Source organism: Streptomyces sp. NPDC055239, from assembly GCF_053606205.1.
This window is the reverse complement of record NZ_JBSGRD010000001.1, coordinates 614,678-630,512: the sequence shown is the minus strand read 5'-3', so window position 1 is coordinate 630,512 and position 15,835 is coordinate 614,678. Positions and strand designations below refer to the sequence as shown.

The following is a 15,835-nucleotide window of genomic DNA, read 5'->3' as shown; positions in this document are numbered from 1 at the left end:
CGCCGACCGAAGCCGGGGGCATGTCCGGCTCTAGATACGGGTGAGACGAGAGTTGCGTTCAACGGCACGACTGAGGCTGCGGTCAACTGCGCGGCTGTGGCGGCGCGTTCGTCGCTCCTGCCGACAGGAGTCGCTGTGCCAGTTCGCGACAGCGCTCCGCCAGCTCCGGAGGGTCGAGCACCTCGAAGTCGTGCCCCAGCATCAGCATGTGCAGCAGCACGGAATCGAGTCGTTCGCCGCCGCTGAGCACCTCGCAGCGCTCGCTCCCCCGCGGTCGTACGACGGCCGCAGCCGCCGGGATCTGCGCGCGCACCGTGTCGGCCGGTGCGTGCACGAGGAAGCGCGCCTGGTGCGAGTAGACCCGGCTCGCCACACCCTCCTGTACGTACGCCGCCGCGTCGGGCGCGTCTCGCGGGCGAAAGCGCCAGGTCCGTGCGGAGGTGTCGGTCATCCGGTCGACGCGGAAGGTGCGCCAGTCGTCGCGGTCGAGGTCGTAGGCGAAGAGGTACCAGCGCCGGTCGGAGGCGACCAGACGGTAGGGCTCGACCCGCCGCCGTCGCACCTGACCTCCTGACGGGTAGTCGAATCCGGCCTCGACCTCGTCGCGGCAGGCTCGGGCCAGCGTCATGAGCGCCTCGGGGTCGACGGGTGACCGCCCGCCGCCGAAGAACTCCACCGAGCCGGAGAGGGCGCGCACCTCGTGCCGCAGCCGGGTGGGCAGCACCTGGTCGAGCTTGGTCAGCGCCTGGAGAGCGGCGTCGCCCGCACCGGCGACCGCGCCACCCGCCCCGGCGAGCAGCGAGACCGCGGTGGCGATCGCCTCCTGATCGTCGAGCAGCAGCGGCGGCAGTTCCTGCCCCGCACCGAGTCGGTATCCGCCGCCGACGCCCTGGCCCGCGTGCACCGGATAGCCGAGCGTGCGCAGCCGTTCGACATCGCGCCGTACGGTGCGGGGCGTGACCCCGAGCCGGTCGGCGAGCTCGGGTCCTGTCCAGACCTGGCGCTGCTGCAGCAGCCCGAGCAGGGTGAGTACCCGCTCCGTCGTGCCCCGTTCGTCATTGCGTGCCCCGGTCATGTCGCACACCCTGTCAGAGATAGCGGACCGATCCTGTCCGCCTGGGGTGTCACGGTGGCTCCATGAACACAGACGAACCCACCTGGAACCGGACACTGCGCGAGCAATGGGAGGTCCATTGGAACCACCAGCTCCGAGACCGGCTCTCCGGCCTCACCGACGACGAGTACTTCTGGTCGCCGGTGCCGGACTCCTGGAGCGTGCGGCCGCGCGGCAGCTCGACCGCGCCCGTGCAGGCCGGCGCCGGGGATTTCGTCATCGACTTCGCCTTCCCGCAGCCGGTCCCCGCGGCCTTCACCACGATCGCCTGGCGACTCGGTCACGTCATCGTCGGTGTGCTCGCCGCGCGCAACGCCGCGCACTTCGGCGCTCCGGAGGCGTCGTACGAGAGCTGGGAGTACGCGGGCAGCGCGGCCACCGCGCTCGACCAGCTCGACACTCAGCTCGATCTGTGGCTGGCAGGGGTACGCGACCTCGGCGACGCAGGTCTCCGGGTCCCGGCAGGTGAGAAGGAGCCCTTCCCCGAGGCACCCATGGCCGATCTGGTGCTGCACATCCACCGCGAGCTGATCCACCATCTTTCCGAGGTCTGCTTGCTGCGCGACCTCTACCTGCACACGAGTACCGCGGACCCCTCGAATCCCGCAGCCCCCGCAAACCCCGCCGACGCCGCTATGAACGGAGCAACCCGATGAGCCGCACCATCCAGATCACCTTCGACGCCCATGACCCGCGTGCGCTGTCGTCCTTCTGGCGCGACGCTCTGCACTACGTCATCCCCGGCCCGCCCGGTGTCGAGCTGCCGGAGGGCGCCGACGCCCTCGCGGCGTGGGACGACTTCCTCGCGCGCATCGGCGTACCGGAGGACCGGCGCAACTCGAGATCGGCCGTCGAGGACCCGGCCGGGCACGGCCCGCGCGTGCTCTTCCAGCAGGTGCCGGAGGACAAGGTCGCCAAGAACCGCGTCCACCTCGACGTCCGCGCGGCTCCCGGCCTTGAGGGCGAGGAGCGGATGGCGGCCCTGGAGGCCGAGTGCGACCGGCTCGTCGCGCTGGGAGCGAAGCGGGTACGCCGCGACGAGCCCGCGCCCCCGCTGAGTTTCGGCTACATCGTGATGACCGACCCCGAGGGCAACGAGTTCTGCCTGGACTGACCGGGCTCCGCCGTGACCGTGTGTGACGGCTGGACGGGCGGGGTCCGCACCGGCGGCCTACGTTGAACGCAGAGGCCCACACCTGGTGAGAGACCGGTGGGCGCTGTAACGACAAAGGAGTTGTCATGGCTGACAAGGGCGGCATGGACAAGATGAAGGGCAAGGCCAAGGAAATGGGCGGCAAGGTCATGGGTGACCGTGACAAGCAGGCCGAGGGCAAGGCCGACCAGGCCAAGGGCGAGGTCAAGAAGGCCATGGGCAACATGCGCGACCGCGCCCAGGACGCGCAGGAGAACCTCAAGCGCGACAGCTGACCAACTCCGCCGCGAGCTCCCGCACATTCGTGTGCGGGAGCTTCGGTCGTTCTGACGTGGGTGGCGCGTGCCTGCCGGTTACCGCTGCCCGTCCGGCGGTGCGTAGGGCGATGCGTACGGCGATGCGTACGGCGGAATGCCCGCCTCGCCCGCTGCTTCCCGCAGGACGTCCTTGAGCATGTCCGGGGTCAGCCGCCCCGTGAACGTATTGCGCTGGCTCACGTGGAAGCAGCCGTACAGGGTGATCGGACCCGGGGCCGGGTCTGGACCCGGGCCTGAACTCGGCCCTGGACCGGAGCGCCCGGAGTCCTCCGCCCGCTCCAGCGTCACCCGCGTACCGTGCGCGAACCGGGGCCGCGGCTTCGGCACGCGCCACCCCGCCGCCGTGAACGCCGGCAACGCCGCCTGCCATCCGAACGCGCCCAGAATCACCGCCGACCGAAGACGCGGCCCCAGCAGCTCCAGCTCCCGCACGAGCCACGGCCTGCACATGTCCCGCTCACCCGGAGTCGGTTTGTTCTCGGGCGGGGCGCAGTGCACCGGCGACGTCACCCGCACCCCGCGCAACGTCAGGCCGTCGTCCATGGACACCGCCAGCGGGCTCGACGCGAGGCCCAGTTCGTACATCGCCTTGTACAGGACGTCTCCGGAACGGTCGCCCGTGAACATCCGGCCCGTCCTGTTCCCTCCGTGCGCCGCGGGCGCGAGCCCGATGACGAGCATCGACGCGTCCGCAGGGCCGAACCCGGGTACCGGCCGGGCCCAGTACGTCCAGTCCATGTAGGCAGCTCGTTTGACCCGCCCGACTTCCTCCCGCCAGGCGACGAGCCGGGGGCACGCGGAACACCCCGAGATACGCGCGTCCAGCTCGGACAGCGGATTCATGCGAGCCACACTAGATCGTGTCGATGTCTGTCGCGCCCATCCATAAATGGCTGGCGCGGCATGCCGATACGGCGAGATGCTCCCAAGCGTCCGGGTCCGTCCGACCGGAGAGGGAGTCGTGATGACCGCTGGCGCGTCGGAGCCGTCCGGAGCCGAACCCACTGTCCGCCTGGCGTCCGGAGCGCTGCGCGGCACGCGGGAGGCGGGGACGGCCGTCTTCCGTGGCATCCCGTTCGCCGAGCCGCCGGTCGGCCCGCTGCGTTTCGCGGCGCCGCGGCCGGTAGAGGGGTGGGACGGGGTACGGGCGGCGGGATCGTACGGACCGCCGCCCCCTCAGGGCGGTCACTTCGGCATGGACGCCCTGGCGCGGGACATGGAGGGCGACGCATGGCTGACGGTCAACGTCTGGTCGCCCGACCCTGGGCCGGGCGCAGGGCTTGCGGTGATGGTGTGGATCCAGGGCGGCGCCTACACGATCGGCATGTCCGGGCTCCCCGAGTACGACGGCGGCCGTCTCGCGCGCGAGGGCGGCGTCGTCGTGGTGACGTTCAACTACCGTGTGGGGCTCGAGGGTTTCGGGCAGTTCGAGGGGGCGCCCGCCAACCGGGGGCTGCTCGACCAGGTGGCCGCTCTGGAGTGGGTGCGTGACAACATCCGGGCCTTCGGCGGCGACCCCGACCGCGTCACGGTCTTCGGCCAGTCGGCGGGGGCCGGATCGGTCGCCGCGCTCCTTGCGATGCCGCGCGCGGCAGGGCTCTTCAGCCGGGCCGTCGCACAGAGTGTGCAGGGCACGTTCTTCTCTCCGGAGCTCGCGGCCGACATAGCCAGCGTCTGCGCCGCCGAGTTGGGGCTCAGGCCCACGGTGGCCGACCTGTCCTCGGTCGATCCGGGCCTGCTGTCCGCCGCCGGTGATGCGGTGGGCGCCAAGATGGGGCAGTGGGCCCAGCGGTGGGGTCATGTGGCGCACAGGTCGATCGTGTTCTCGCCGGTCGTCGATGGCGATGCGCTGCCGGTCACTCCCTGGCGGGCGCTGGCTGACGGCGCCGGTCGCGGCATCGAGCTCCTCGCCGGCCACACCCGCGACGAGACACGGCTGCTCACCGCGCTCGACGGTCTGCTCGGTCAGGTGACTCCGGAGCAGGCGACGACCGCGTTGGACGTCTTCGGCCCCGGGCACGAGGGCGCACGCCGCTACCGCGACGGTTTTCCGGACGCGGGCCCGGACAAGCTGTATGAACTGGTGCTCTCCGACTGCCTGTTCCGCATGCCGAGCCTCCACCTCGCCCAGGCCCAGATCTCCGCGGGTGGCCGCGCGTACGTCTACGAGCTGACCTGGCCCGCCCCTGGCATGGACGGTGTCCTGGGCGCCTGCCACGGCCTCGACGTACCGCTCGTCTTCGGCAACCTGGACCGCGGCCAGCCCGCCGCACTGATCGGTGAGGGCCCGCCGCCGGAGGCAGAGGTGCTGTCCGCCCGCATGCGCGCCGCGTGGACGGCGTTCGCCACTACCGGCGATCCCGGCTGGCCCGCGTACGACGCCGGGCAGCGCCTCGTGCAGCTCTTCGACACGCGGCCGACTGTCACCGCGTACCCGGAAGAGCCCTCCCGTCTGATCTGGCAGAACCACGACTTCCCTGTCCTGCCGCTGATCGGAAGCCAGTGAAAGGGAAGCCCTATCAGGCCCTCGTCAATGCCGAATCGACCACGGGCGGTGTCACTCGCTAACGTGTGAACGGACCGGCATCTTCCCGTCGTCCGATGTGCGGGATCCGGCCTTGTCCAGCGAGGAGTTGATCGATATGCGCAGGCTCACCCGACGCCGCCACATCGACCTCGGACGTCTCGCCGGCGCCTTCTGTCGTCGCTGACCTCCGGCCTCCGCTCGGCCCTTCCTTTCATTGATTCGCCGAAGGCGCGTCTGCACGTCTGCGGGCTCTTCACGTCTGCGGGCTCTTCCGCCGTGCGTGATCGACGCCATGTGATGCACACCCTCTGATCAACGCGTCCCACCGCACGCCTCGGCATGCCCAGATCCTCCCCAAGCCCCCCAGGAGTCCCCTATGTCATCCGTGCCACCGTCCGCCTCCACCGAACCCGCGCGCTTCGCCTACTGGGTGCCCAACGTCAGCGGCGGCCTCGTCACCAGCAAGATCGAGCAGCGCACCGACTGGGGGTACGAGTACAACCGCGAGCTGGCCGTCCTCGCCGAGAACAACGGCTTCGACTACGCCCTGAGCCAGGTGCGCTACATGGCAAGCTACGGCGCCGAGTTCCAGCACGAGTCGACCAGCTTCAGCCTCGCCCTGCTGCTCGCCACGGAGCGCCTGAAGGTGATCGCCGCCGTCCATCCGGGCCTGTGGCACCCGGGGGTGCTCGCCAAGCTCGGCGCGACCGCCGACCATCTGTCGGGCGGGCGGTTCGCCGTCAACGTGGTCAGCGGCTGGTTCAAGGACGAGTTCACCGCCCTCGGCGAGCCCTGGCTCGAGCACGACGAGCGCTACCGCCGCTCGGAGGAGTTCATCCGGGCGCTGCGCGACATCTGGACCGAGGACCACGCCGAACTGGCCGGTGACTTCTACCGGATCCGCGACTTCTCCCTCAAGCCCAAGCCCCTCAACACTCCCGAGCGCCCGCACCCGGAGATCTTCCAGGGCGGCAACTCCACCGCCGCCCGCGCCATGGCGGGCCGCGTGTCCGACTGGTACTTCTCCAACGGCAAGGACTTCGACGGCGTCACCGAGCAGATCCAGGACGTACGTTCCTCGGCTGCGGCCGCCGGACGCACCGCGCCCCGCTTCGGCCTCAACGGCTTCCTCATCGCCCGTGACACCGAGACCGAGGCCCGCGAGACGCTCCGCGAGATCGTCGCCAAGGCCGATTCCGACGCGGTGGAGGGCTTCGGCGCCGCCGTGAAGCAGGCAGGACGGTCCGCCGCCGACGGCAAGGGCATGTGGCAGGACTCCTCCTTCGAGGACCTCGTCCAGTACAACGACGGCTTCCGTACGGGTCTCATCGGCACCCCGGAACAGATCGCGGAACGCATCGTCGCCTACAAGCGCCTCGGCGTGGACCTCTTCCTCCTGGGGTTCCTGCACTACCTGGAGGAGGTCGAGTACTTCGGCAAGAAGGTGCTCCCGATCGTCCGTGAACTCGAGGCCTCCTAGGTCCAGTTGCTCAAGGACCCTCGAACGCCGTCAGTTGTCCGCGCCCTTCCCGATGTAGAGCTCGGCGAACGCCGCCGCGGCCGCCGGCGAGCCGAGAATCCTGCGCAGCCGGGCGGCCGCGGTGCCCGCCTTGAAGGGGACCCCCGACGAAGGACCGTGCAGCACCTCCGAGAGCCACTGGGAGAACTCCTGGTACTGCCACACCCGCGGCAGGCACGCCTCCGAGTAGCCGCTCAGGTCGCTGCCGTCCCCTTCAGCGCAGTAGGCGACGAGTGCGTCGCCGAGCAGCAGCGCGTCGTGCAGCGCCAGGTTCATGCCCTTCGCGGCGATCGGAGCGGCGAGGTGGGCGGCGTCGCCCGCGAGGTACAGCCGCCCGTAGGACATGGGCTCCACGACGTAGTTGTGCATGTCGAGGACGCGCTTCTCGATCAGTCGGCCCTCGGTGAGCGGTGGCGCCCCCGCCACCGAGAGGCGGGCGTGCAGCTCGGACCAGACGCGCTCGTGCGACCAGTTCTCGGGGTCGTCGCCGGGCGGGCACTCCAGGTAGTAGCGGGTGACCTCGGGGCTCCGGGCCATGTGGGCGGCGAAGCCGCGCGGATGGATGCCGAAGACGACGCAGTCCGATGACGGCGGCGCCTCGGCGAGGAGAGCGAGCCAGCCGACGCCGTAGTCGTGCCGGGCGACGGTGGCCTGCTCCGCCCCCAGATAGGTGCGCGTCACACCGCGCGCGCCGTCACAGCCCGCGACGGCGTCACAGTCGAGCCGTATGCGCTCACCCGTCGTGGGGTCCGTGTACGACACCGAGGGCCGGTCCGTGTCGATGTCGTGCAGTTCCACGTCGCGTACCCCGAAACGGATGTCGCCGCCCGCGCGGTCGGCATAGGCGCGCACGAGGTCGGTCACCAGCAGAGGCTGGGGATAGACGAAGTGACGGTTCCCCGACAACTCCCCGTAGGCGAACCGGTGACGCTCCCCCGCCCATCGGAACTCGCACTCACCGTGCGTCTGCGCGCGCGAGAGGAGCCGGTCGGCGAGCCCCCGCTCCTCCAGGGCGCGTACCGCCCACTCCTCGATGAAACCCGCGCGGGGACGCTGTTCGATGAACTCTCTGCTCTCCGTCTCCAGGACCACGCAGTCGACGGAGGCGGCACGCAGGATGTTGGCGACGGTGAGTCCCGCCGGTCCGGCTCCTACGACGACTGTGCGAGGGCGCCGTCGCGACGCGGCGGTCTTGGGAGTTGAGGCGAGGTCCATCCGAGAATTATGACGGGGACACGACGAGAGTAGAGACCACCCCCGACGGAACAGACGCCCATGGATGTGGTGCGACAATCTGCCCTGGACCACGTGGGGAGGAGTCGACGGTGGTGGAGTGGCGATATATCGCCAAGGGCGTGCGGGTCGTTCCTGAGCCTGTGGCCACGCCTTTCATCTGGACGGGCGCGTACGCGGGCGCCTTCGCGCTGGTGACTGTGCTCGATCTGCTCGGTGCGCTCGACCGCACGGGACTCGCGCTCGCGGCTCTCTCGGTGCTTGCCGCACTGCTCGGAGTGCGGGGCCGTTTCATCGCGGCGCCGGGGACGGCCTTGCTGTGCTGGATGCTGCTGAACTTCTTCGGCGCCCACCCCATCGGGGAGATCTCCTGGGCCGGGCACCGGGATCCCGAGTGGATGGGCTGCCTGCTGGCCGCGGCTCTCATCGGCACGACGGCGGGCCGCGTTCTTCACGCTCGGGCCGCGTACCGCCGTATCAGCCCGTTCGACGGCACGGGCTGACCCCCGGCCCGAGGCGCGGCAATTCGTTTCCTGTGGCGCGGGGATGCTTCTACTGTGGCGCGGTGACGACTCAGGTGATCATTCTCAACGGTGGTTCAAGCTCCGGGAAGTCCGGCATCGCACGGTGTCTGCAGGCGGTGCTTCCGGACCCGTGGCTGACTTTCGGATGCGACACGCTGGTCGAGGCGATGCCCGCGTCCATGCGGACCGCGTCGGAGGGGATCGAGGTCGCCGCGGACGGCGGGGTGAGTGTCGGCCCGGAGTTCAGGACGCTGGAGGCGGCGTGGATCGAAGGGGTCGTGGCGATGGCCCGCGCCGGTGCACGGGTGATCGTCGACGAGGTCTTCCTCGGCGGCGCGGCGTCACAGGAGCGGTGGCGGAAGTCCCTCGGTGATCTGCCCGTGTTGTGGGTCGGCGTCCGCTGTGACAGCACGGTCGCCGCGGGCCGGGAGACGGCGCGGGGTGACCGTGTCGCCGGGATGGCAGCCTCCCAGGCGGAGGTGGTCCACAACGGCGTGCTCTACGACATACAGGTGGATACGGCGTCCACGGAGTCCCTGGAGTGCGCGCGAGCCATCGCCGCCCGCGCCGCCTGAGCAACTCGAAACTGCACGCACGCATTTAATTCGATCCATAAGAACCAGTTTTTACGGTCGCGCGCTGGGAAACCGGGTGTACGAGGTCGTGCGGCGACGCACGGCAATTCATCACTACTGAGCCACGGCTCTATGGAGGCCCCACATGTTGAAGGCCATCGCAGATGTTTTCCGAGCCATCGGTGGAGCCATCGCCACGGTTGTCACGCTACCTTTCCGCGCCGTCGCGCGGCTCTTCGGCGGCGCTTCGGACAGCGCACACGGCCGCCACTGAGAGCCGTACCGAAATACTGATGGCGTCCGGGGCACCAGGTGCCCCGGACGCCTTCGGTGTCAGTGCCGCTCAGTGACCAGGACCGCTGTAGTAGCCGCCGAGCTGGTCGCGGTAGGCGGGATCGCCCAGGTGCTTCTCCTTGTCGAACTCGGGCGCGTTCTTGATCTGCTCCTTGGTCCGCGAGACCAGGATCTTCCGCTCTTCGTGGTCGATGGCGGTGACGGTGCTCGCGGGAAGGAGCACCTCCTTGCCGAAGATCCACACGCCGGTGTCGACGACGATGTACTGGTTGGCGACCTCGTCCGAGTGCTTGTCGACCTTGCCGATGTGCCCGTCGGCGGCCTCGACCTTATAGCCCGTCAGATCGTTGTCCGGGCCGTGCCCGGCAGTGGGAATGTAGCTCCAGATTTCGTTGCTCATCGAGAACTCCTCAATTGATTTTCCCTGATTTCCTCTGAAGGCAGGGATTCGTATAACGGGAGGGGATGATCAACCTCCACCGCATCGAGTGCCCTGCCGAAAAGAGGCCAAACAGAGAATTCCGGCCTCCATATCGGGACTCCTACGTGTGCGTCATGGTTCATCGGGCACCTGGAACGACGACAGTCGCGGAAGCGATCCCCGAGCGCCGAAGGAACTCATGAGGCCAGAGGTGCACCCAGCCGACGCGCCGCAGCGCGGGACGGTCGCACGGTGGTCGACCGCATCTGATGCCGCAGGCGCCGACGCGGAAGAGCGGGTGGTCGTCCGTGCCGAACGCACCTCCGAGCCAGAGACCGGCACCGACACCGACACCGAGGACGACGAGCACACCTAGGGGAGGAAGTACCCGATGCCCGCAGAGAACCAGAGCCCCTCCCCCGACGACGGCCTTCGCGAGTCGCGCCGCACCAGCCCCGCCCTGCCCGAGCCCCGCGGCCCACTGTCCCGTCTCGTGGTCACCACGCTGCGCACCGGAGGGAGTCCGGGTCCGCTGTCCCTCGACACCCACGACGCCGACCCCTACGGCGACGATCTCCAGCTCGCCCTCTACACCCTCTACGAGCTGCACTACCAAGGCTTCGACGGCGTCCGCGAGGATCTCGAATGGGACCCCGAACTCCTTGGACTGCGCCGCGCGCTCGAAGGGCGGTTCCTCGGCGCCCTGCGCGCCAACTGCCGTTCCACGGACAGCGCCGACCGCGCCCTGGCCGACCTGCTCGTGGAGCCCATCGGCCACAGCCGCACCAGTGTCAGCCACCATCTCCAGCGCGACGGCGAACTGTGGCAGCTCCGGGAGTACGCGGCGGCGCGCTCGCTCTACCACCTCAAAGAGGCCGACCCGCACGCCTGGGTCATCCCCCGGCTGCACGGCCGGGCCAAGGCGGGCATGGTGGCCGTCGAGTTCGACGAGTTCGGGGCCGGGCGCGCCGAGGACATCCATGCCCGGCTCTTCGTCGACCTCATGGAGGACCTCACCCTTGAGACGTCGTACGGGTACTACCTCGACGCCGCTCCGGGCGAAGTGCTCGCGACAATCAATCTGATGTCCCTGTTCGGTCTGCACCGGGTGCTGCGCGGCGCTCTGGTCGGGCACTTCGCCGCCGTCGAGGTGACCTCGTCCCCGGGCTCGCGGCGACTGGCCGGGGCCATGCGCAGGAGCGGCGCCGGACCCTCGGCCGAGCGGTTCTACGACGAGCATGTGGAGGCCGACGCCGTTCATGAACAGGTGGTGCGGCGTGACGTGATCGGCGGCCTCCTCGCGAGCGAACCAGGCCTGGAGACGGACGTCGTCTTCGGCATCGAGGCCACGGGCTTCCTGGAGGACCGCCTCGGCGCACGGCTCCTGACCGCCTGGCGCGAGGAACGCAGCGCTCTGCGAAAGCCGTTGACGACGACAGGATGACGGGTCGGGGGTTGACCGACCAGCACCCCAGAGCTCAAGCGGGCCCGGGACCGGGCGTGGCCTCCCCGCGCTCCCCGCGCACCCTGCTGATCTGCGCGAGCGCCTCCCGCAGGCTGGTGGGCCGCAGCGCACCGCGCACGGTGGGACCCGCCCAGCCGGGCCCGCCCAGCATGACCACGGGACGGCCGCGGGCACCCCGTACGCCCCAGCGGGTGTCGGCGATGTGCCGGGCAAGCGGGACGCTCGCGGTGGAGCGGGCCTGCGCCCACAGGACGACGACGGCCGGGCCCGTCCTGCGCACCGCCGCCGCGACGGCCTCGACCGGCACCGCTGCACCGAACATGCGCTGCGGAACGCCGAGTTCGCCGAGTGCGGCGCTGAGCGCCTCCAACGGGAGGGAGTGGTTCTCACCCGGTACGCAGGCGAGGACGAGCGGCGTGTTCACGGAAGGCGGCCCGGCGGGGGCCGGAGAGGCCGGAGCTGTGGCGCAGCGGTGCAGGGTGCGGGAGACGTGCCAGGAGAGCAGGTGCTCGACCTCCACGTAACGGTCGCCGGCCTCTTCCCACTTGCGGCCCACCGCGTGCAGCGTCGGCACCATCACCTCCTCCCAGGCGGTGACCAGGCTGTGGCTCTCCACCGCGTCGGTGAGCAGGTCCTCCACGGTGGGCGAGTCGAGCCGAACGGCGGCGCGCGAGAGGCCGCGCCGTTGGCGGACGAACATGTCGGATGGCCGCACCGGCGCCTGGCGCGCGGGCCGCCTCTGTCGCGGCACGGCGGCGGGCCCTGGGGCGGTCTGTGATGCGGATCGGGCGGCGGACTCGGAGTCGAGCAGCTTGAGCGCCTCGTGGGCGGCCTCGGCCGGCGGCACGCCCGCCGATGTGAGGCGGCCCATCTCTTCCACCATGGCGATGTCCCGCTCGGACCAGCGGCGATGGTGACCGGTATCGCGCCGGGCGGGGCCCAGACCGTACCTTCGGTCCCAGGTGCGCAGCGTCGTCGGTGACACCCCCAGACGTCGCGCCAGAGCACCAGTGGTGACTCCCGTACCCGCCGGCTCGCCGTTCTGTCCGCCGTGTTGCCCCTCGCTCATGCGGCCAAGATACGACGCACAACCGATGCGAGTTGCCGGGTGCCGGGGGATGTTCTCAGTATGACCGGATCGCGGCCGGGGGCACGGCGCGACTGCCCGTTTCCGTTCGGTCGGACGGCGATTGTGATCGCCACGAGGAGCTGACGAAGCGTCGATGAGCGCACTGGTACCACAGCCGGTTGACGAAGCGGGCCTGGCGGCGGTCTACCGCCGGTGGGGGCCTCTGGTGCACGTCCTGGCCCAGCGCGCGCTCGGCGACAGCCGTGAGGCGGAGGACATCACCCAGCAGGTGTTCCTCGCCGCTTGGCGGGGTCGGGCGGGCTACCGCCCCGAACTCGGCAGTCTCTCGGCCTGGTTGACCGGCATCACGCGGCACAGGATCGCCGACGCGCTGGCGGCGCGCACCCGCCGGGCGGCTCTCGTCGAAGGCGCCGGGGCGCAGTACGCCGCCATGGATCACCCCGCGCTCGAAGGCATGGACTCGGCGGTCGATCGGGCGCTGATGGCACAGGAGCTGGCGAGGCTGCCGGCCTCGCAGCGGACGGTGCTGCGTCTGGCGTTCTACGAGGACCTCACGCATCAGCAGATCGCCGAGCGCACCGGGTGGCCGCTGGGCACGGTCAAGAGCCATGCGCGGCGCGGCATGCTCAGTCTGCGGCTCCGCCTGGAGGACGTACAGGACTGCTGGTGAAGAAATCCGGGCGCTGGTGCATCCACGCGTGCCCGAGGGACGGAAACAAGGGGTAGCTCGACTCGTCATGCCCGTCATGAGCTGAGTCCTGCAGGATGCCCGGTCCCTGCCTCCTGTACGGCTTCAGCGGAGTCGGTGCCTCTGAGGCTGTCGCCGTGACTCCCGCTACGGCGGCAGAGCGGACTGTGGGCGGCGCCGCACGATCTGTGCGGCACCACCCACAGCCGCGGTTCACCCGCTCACTCGCTCCGCACGGCTCAGGCCGCGTACCCCTTCGGCGGGATCAGGGTGGCGAGCTGGTCGAAGGAGAGCCAGTAGATCTGGTTGCCGCTGAAGGATGCGGGGTCGGCGATGAGGACCGTACGGTTCGCGTCGTCGTAGCCGATGACCGTGAAGTAGTGGTAGATCGTCTGGTCCGACGGATAGCCGGGCGGCTGGTTGCCGGGCGGGGCCACGATGTTGGTCACGAGCGGGTAGTTGCTGTCGATGTCCAGGACGATGTCGTGCCACAGCAGGTCCTTCTGGGCCTGGGTGGGCGGATCGTTCGGCATCTCCTTGGTCTCGTACCAGCCGGTGCCGAGGTTGGCGTTGAGCACGCCGGTCACCTGGCTGATGTGGTCGGTGCCCGCCTCGGTGGTGCCGAGCTGCGCGGCCAGGGCGCCCTGGCTCGGCGCGGCGATCCGTGCGGACAGGGCGATGCGGGTGGCGGCGGGGCCGCACCAGTAGCCGGTCTCCTGGACCTGGTAGTCCACCGGGAGCGTGTGCGCGCTCGCCGTCCGCGCCCCGCCGATGCGCAGCCGGGTTCCGGGCTCGTTCTGTCCGCTGACGACGGCGGTCCCGGCCTTCGAGCCGTCGCCGAGCACCGACACGCTCCGGGGGTGCGCGGGTTCCGCCTGGGCGGCGGCCGGAGTGAGGAGGGCGCCGACCGCCGCTACGGCGATCGCTGTGGAGACAAGTCTCTTGCGCATACGGGCTCCTGGTGTGAGGGCCTGCTGTGGGGGGGGTGGGGAGTGCGGGGGCGTATACGTGCGGGCGCGGGTCAGGGAATCGGCGGGATCGAAGGACCTTCCTGGGCGAGCAGGTCACGGGCGAACTGCTCCCACTGCGCGTAGCGGTCGGGATAGGCCGAGACCTGGACTGCCTGGCAGACCTCGCCCGGCGGCATGGTCTCCCATCCCGCGATCTGGATGAGTCCCGGATTGCTGCCGAAGGGGGCCACTCCGTAGAAGGACTTGGACGAGGTGGCGACGTCGGTGATCTGCTCGGGTGTGCCCCAGCCGGTGCTGGGGCGCTGCTGGAAGATGCCCAGGGAGTCGTGGTCCACGGGTGTCAGGTAGTTGACGAACTTGGACTCCTGCATGGCTGTCATCAGCGCGATGACCTGGCCCTGTTCGGGAATCTGGGCGCCCTTGCCGACACCGATGACGGTGCGCGCGTTGGCCAGTTCCGCGGCTCCGAGGTCGGCCGCGGTCCGGAACGTCCGGTGCAGTTCGGCGTCGGAGGCCCGGCTCAGGGCGTCGGCGGTCGCGCCGTCGACCGAGCCGCTCCGGGGCAGTCCGTGCCGCTCCTGGAACCACTTGACGCCGTGCCCGGAGGACGCCGCCGAGGCCGAGGGGGGCACAGAGCAGAGAGTGCCGGCCACGGCGAGTGCGGCGGCGACGGCCGCGCGGCGGGTGAGGATACGAGTAGTGCGCAACGCCACTCCTTCATCGGATCGTCGATGCGTTCCCTCGTACCGTGCCCGGGAGTTCACACGTGGACGCGCGTTGAACGGCGCGCGGGGCAAGGTGTCGGGACGCGACGCGGTGGGGGGATGCGTGGGTAGGTGGGGGGTGCGTGTGCGACAGCTCGGACAGCTTCCTTGCATGCCCATGCCAGGCGCAATCAATGAAAGCCCAGACTTACGACCCACTGCTGCGCAGCAGCGCGCGGCCTTCCGCGGTCGCGACATGGAGCGACCGTCCCGCCCTGCGGACCGTGGTCACAAGTCCCGCCGCACGCAGCACCTTGATGTGCTGGCTGATGGCCGGGTGGGTGACCTCAAGGAGACGGGCGAGCTCGACCGTGGACGAGCCGGTGCGGGCCGCCTTGAGGACGGCGGCGCGTGTGTGCCCGATGAGCGGCCCCAGCGCCCCGTCGTCCGGGCGGTCGAGGGGTGTGGGGTGAGTCCAGTCCGTCGCGTGGTCGATGGGATACACGAGGACAGGGTGCAGTTCGCCGTCGGCGAGCGTGACAGGAGTGGGCCAGCAGAAGAACGAGGGCTGCAGGGTGATCCCCCGGCCGTCGAGACGCAGATCCTGCTCCACGGGATAGTCGACCTCCAACACAGGCGGATGCCAGCGCAATTGGGGCCCCAGCCCGGCGAGGAGCCCATCGGTGCCGCCGTCCAGGAGGCTGTGCAGGCGGATGATGCGGTCGGCGTCGATCTGGGCGTGGATGCGCGGCCAGAAGGGCTCGAGCGCCTCCAGGTGATAAGTGTGGAGAGCCTGCCCCAACTGCCGCAGGGCGGCACCGTCACCGCGTGCGAGCGACTCCGTCCACCCCGGAAGCCGACGCGACGCGGCCACCCGCGTCAGGTCGGTGCGCAGCCGCGGACGAGGAGTGCGCACAAGAGTGTCGACCGCCGCGTGGAGCGTCTCGCCCTCTCCGTGGGTGGGGGTGAGGAAGTCCGGGGAGCAGCCGTGCGGCGGCAGGAGCGGCGACAGGAGCCGGGCGCTGTCCGAGAGGCGCGGCCTCGCCCACCGGCGCCATGCGCCGAACACCCTTGCTCCGTCCCGCCGTTGGAGCGTCTGCACGCTGTTGCTGATCTCCCAGAGGAAGTCGGGTCCCGAGGCGACCCGCACCCGCGCCAGGTCCTCGGCCGTGAAGTGCACCCGCAACATGGCCTGCCTCTCCCCCTGTGCCCCGTGTCCGGCTTCGTGGCCGCCGCGTCG

The 15,835-nt window shown here is 70.2% G+C and carries 20 protein-coding genes; 12 read left to right on the top strand and 8 right to left on the bottom strand.

What is annotated here, in order from left to right; genetic code table 11:
- Positions 1 to 82: 82 nt before the first annotated feature.
- On the bottom strand, positions 83 to 1,075 hold the full coding sequence (locus tag ACWFRJ_RS02620) for a helix-turn-helix transcriptional regulator (protein ID WP_453524343.1): 993 nt from the start codon (positions 1,073 to 1,075) through the stop codon (positions 83 to 85).
- Positions 1,076 to 1,137: 62 nt separating this feature from the next.
- Here ACWFRJ_RS02620 and ACWFRJ_RS02615 point away from each other — a divergent pair, with 62 nt between their 5' ends.
- The 3 genes from ACWFRJ_RS02615 to ACWFRJ_RS02605 all read left to right on the top strand — a co-directional run bounded on the left by ACWFRJ_RS02615 (position 1,138) and on the right by ACWFRJ_RS02605 (position 2,542).
- Entirely contained in the window at positions 1,138 to 1,770 is a 633-nt protein-coding gene (locus ACWFRJ_RS02615) for a DinB family protein (protein WP_453524342.1), read from the top strand.
- Positions 1,767 to 2,228, top strand: coding sequence for a VOC family protein (locus ACWFRJ_RS02610; RefSeq protein ID WP_453524341.1), 462 nt, complete (start codon positions 1,767 to 1,769; stop codon positions 2,226 to 2,228). Before ACWFRJ_RS02615 ends, ACWFRJ_RS02610 begins: the two co-directional genes overlap by 4 nt.
- 125 nt (positions 2,229 to 2,353) lie before the next feature.
- Complete coding sequence (locus ACWFRJ_RS02605) at positions 2,354 to 2,542, top strand: CsbD family protein (protein ID WP_453524340.1); 189 nt, start codon at positions 2,354 to 2,356, stop codon at positions 2,540 to 2,542.
- Between the two features lie 78 nt (positions 2,543 to 2,620).
- Here the strand turns inward: ACWFRJ_RS02605 and ACWFRJ_RS02600 are convergent, their stop codons facing one another.
- Positions 2,621 to 3,427: a uracil-DNA glycosylase gene (locus ACWFRJ_RS02600; protein ID WP_453524339.1), complete on the bottom strand. Its 807-nt coding sequence runs from the start codon at positions 3,425 to 3,427 to the stop codon at positions 2,621 to 2,623.
- 121 nt (positions 3,428 to 3,548) lie between these two features.
- Here ACWFRJ_RS02600 and ACWFRJ_RS02595 point away from each other — a divergent pair, with 121 nt between their 5' ends.
- The 3 genes from ACWFRJ_RS02595 (at position 3,549) to sfnG (ending at position 6,591) form a co-directional block, all read left to right on the top strand.
- Positions 3,549 to 5,090 (top strand): carboxylesterase/lipase family protein, encoded by a 1,542-nt coding sequence (locus ACWFRJ_RS02595; RefSeq protein WP_453524338.1) that lies wholly within the window; start codon positions 3,549 to 3,551, stop codon positions 5,088 to 5,090.
- Between the two features lie 136 nt (positions 5,091 to 5,226).
- Positions 5,227 to 5,295 carry a putative leader peptide gene (locus tag ACWFRJ_RS02590; protein ID WP_389916339.1) on the top strand — a complete coding sequence of 23 codons (69 nt, stop codon included), beginning with the start codon at positions 5,227 to 5,229 and terminating at the stop codon, positions 5,293 to 5,295.
- Between the two features lie 192 nt (positions 5,296 to 5,487).
- A complete protein-coding gene (gene sfnG, locus ACWFRJ_RS02585; RefSeq protein ID WP_453524337.1) occupies positions 5,488 to 6,591 on the top strand; it encodes a dimethylsulfone monooxygenase SfnG in 1,104 nt (367 codons plus the stop codon).
- A 30-nt stretch (positions 6,592 to 6,621) separates the two neighbouring features.
- On the opposite strand, the gene ACWFRJ_RS02580 is transcribed toward sfnG, so the two are convergent.
- Positions 6,622 to 7,845 (bottom strand): 4-hydroxybenzoate 3-monooxygenase, encoded by a 1,224-nt coding sequence (locus tag ACWFRJ_RS02580; protein ID WP_453524336.1) that lies wholly within the window; start codon positions 7,843 to 7,845, stop codon positions 6,622 to 6,624.
- A gap of 113 nt (positions 7,846 to 7,958) precedes the next feature.
- Between ACWFRJ_RS02580 and ACWFRJ_RS02575 the strand changes: the two genes are divergently transcribed.
- From ACWFRJ_RS02575 to ACWFRJ_RS02565, 3 genes are all read left to right on the top strand, one after another.
- The gene (locus ACWFRJ_RS02575) at positions 7,959 to 8,366 is read left to right on the top strand and encodes a hypothetical protein (RefSeq protein WP_453524335.1); all 408 of its coding nucleotides are present in this window, start codon (positions 7,959 to 7,961) and stop codon (positions 8,364 to 8,366) included.
- A gap of 62 nt (positions 8,367 to 8,428) precedes the next feature.
- Positions 8,429 to 8,962: a chloramphenicol phosphotransferase CPT gene (gene cpt, locus ACWFRJ_RS02570; RefSeq protein ID WP_453524334.1), complete on the top strand. Its 534-nt coding sequence runs from the start codon at positions 8,429 to 8,431 to the stop codon at positions 8,960 to 8,962.
- Positions 8,963 to 9,107: 145 nt separating this feature from the next.
- Positions 9,108 to 9,236, top strand: a complete 129-nt coding sequence (locus ACWFRJ_RS02565) for an LPFR motif small protein (RefSeq protein WP_401468560.1) — start codon at positions 9,108 to 9,110, stop codon at positions 9,234 to 9,236.
- A 69-nt stretch (positions 9,237 to 9,305) separates the two neighbouring features.
- Here ACWFRJ_RS02565 and ACWFRJ_RS02560 read toward each other — a convergent pair whose 3' ends face one another.
- Positions 9,306 to 9,656, bottom strand: coding sequence for a PRC-barrel domain-containing protein (locus tag ACWFRJ_RS02560; protein WP_453524333.1), 351 nt, complete (start codon positions 9,654 to 9,656; stop codon positions 9,306 to 9,308).
- 220 nt (positions 9,657 to 9,876) lie between these two features.
- Between ACWFRJ_RS02560 and ACWFRJ_RS02555 the strand changes: the two genes are divergently transcribed.
- Both ACWFRJ_RS02555 and ACWFRJ_RS02550 read left to right on the top strand, forming a co-directional pair.
- Entirely contained in the window at positions 9,877 to 10,053 is a 177-nt protein-coding gene (locus ACWFRJ_RS02555; protein WP_453524332.1) for a hypothetical protein, read from the top strand.
- Positions 10,054 to 10,068: 15 nt separating this feature from the next.
- Complete coding sequence (locus tag ACWFRJ_RS02550; RefSeq protein WP_453524331.1) at positions 10,069 to 11,121, top strand: iron-containing redox enzyme family protein; 1,053 nt, start codon at positions 10,069 to 10,071, stop codon at positions 11,119 to 11,121.
- A gap of 34 nt (positions 11,122 to 11,155) precedes the next feature.
- On the opposite strand, the gene ACWFRJ_RS02545 is transcribed toward ACWFRJ_RS02550, so the two are convergent.
- Positions 11,156 to 12,211, bottom strand: coding sequence for a MerR family transcriptional regulator (locus ACWFRJ_RS02545; RefSeq protein ID WP_453524330.1), 1,056 nt, complete (start codon positions 12,209 to 12,211; stop codon positions 11,156 to 11,158).
- 154 nt (positions 12,212 to 12,365) lie between these two features.
- Between ACWFRJ_RS02545 and ACWFRJ_RS02540 the strand changes: the two genes are divergently transcribed.
- Positions 12,366 to 12,902 (top strand): sigma-70 family RNA polymerase sigma factor, encoded by a 537-nt coding sequence (locus ACWFRJ_RS02540; RefSeq protein WP_453524329.1) that lies wholly within the window; start codon positions 12,366 to 12,368, stop codon positions 12,900 to 12,902.
- Between the two features lie 257 nt (positions 12,903 to 13,159).
- On the opposite strand, the gene ACWFRJ_RS02535 is transcribed toward ACWFRJ_RS02540, so the two are convergent.
- The 3 genes from ACWFRJ_RS02535 to ACWFRJ_RS02525 form a co-directional block, all read right to left on the bottom strand.
- Entirely contained in the window at positions 13,160 to 13,870 is a 711-nt protein-coding gene (locus ACWFRJ_RS02535) for a C39 family peptidase (protein ID WP_453524328.1), read from the bottom strand.
- Between the two features lie 71 nt (positions 13,871 to 13,941).
- Entirely contained in the window at positions 13,942 to 14,544 is a 603-nt protein-coding gene (locus ACWFRJ_RS02530; protein ID WP_453525049.1) for a peptidoglycan-binding protein, read from the bottom strand.
- A gap of 259 nt (positions 14,545 to 14,803) precedes the next feature.
- Positions 14,804 to 15,784 (bottom strand): ArsR/SmtB family transcription factor, encoded by a 981-nt coding sequence (locus ACWFRJ_RS02525; protein ID WP_453524327.1) that lies wholly within the window; start codon positions 15,782 to 15,784, stop codon positions 14,804 to 14,806.
- Positions 15,785 to 15,835 lie beyond the last annotated feature (51 nt).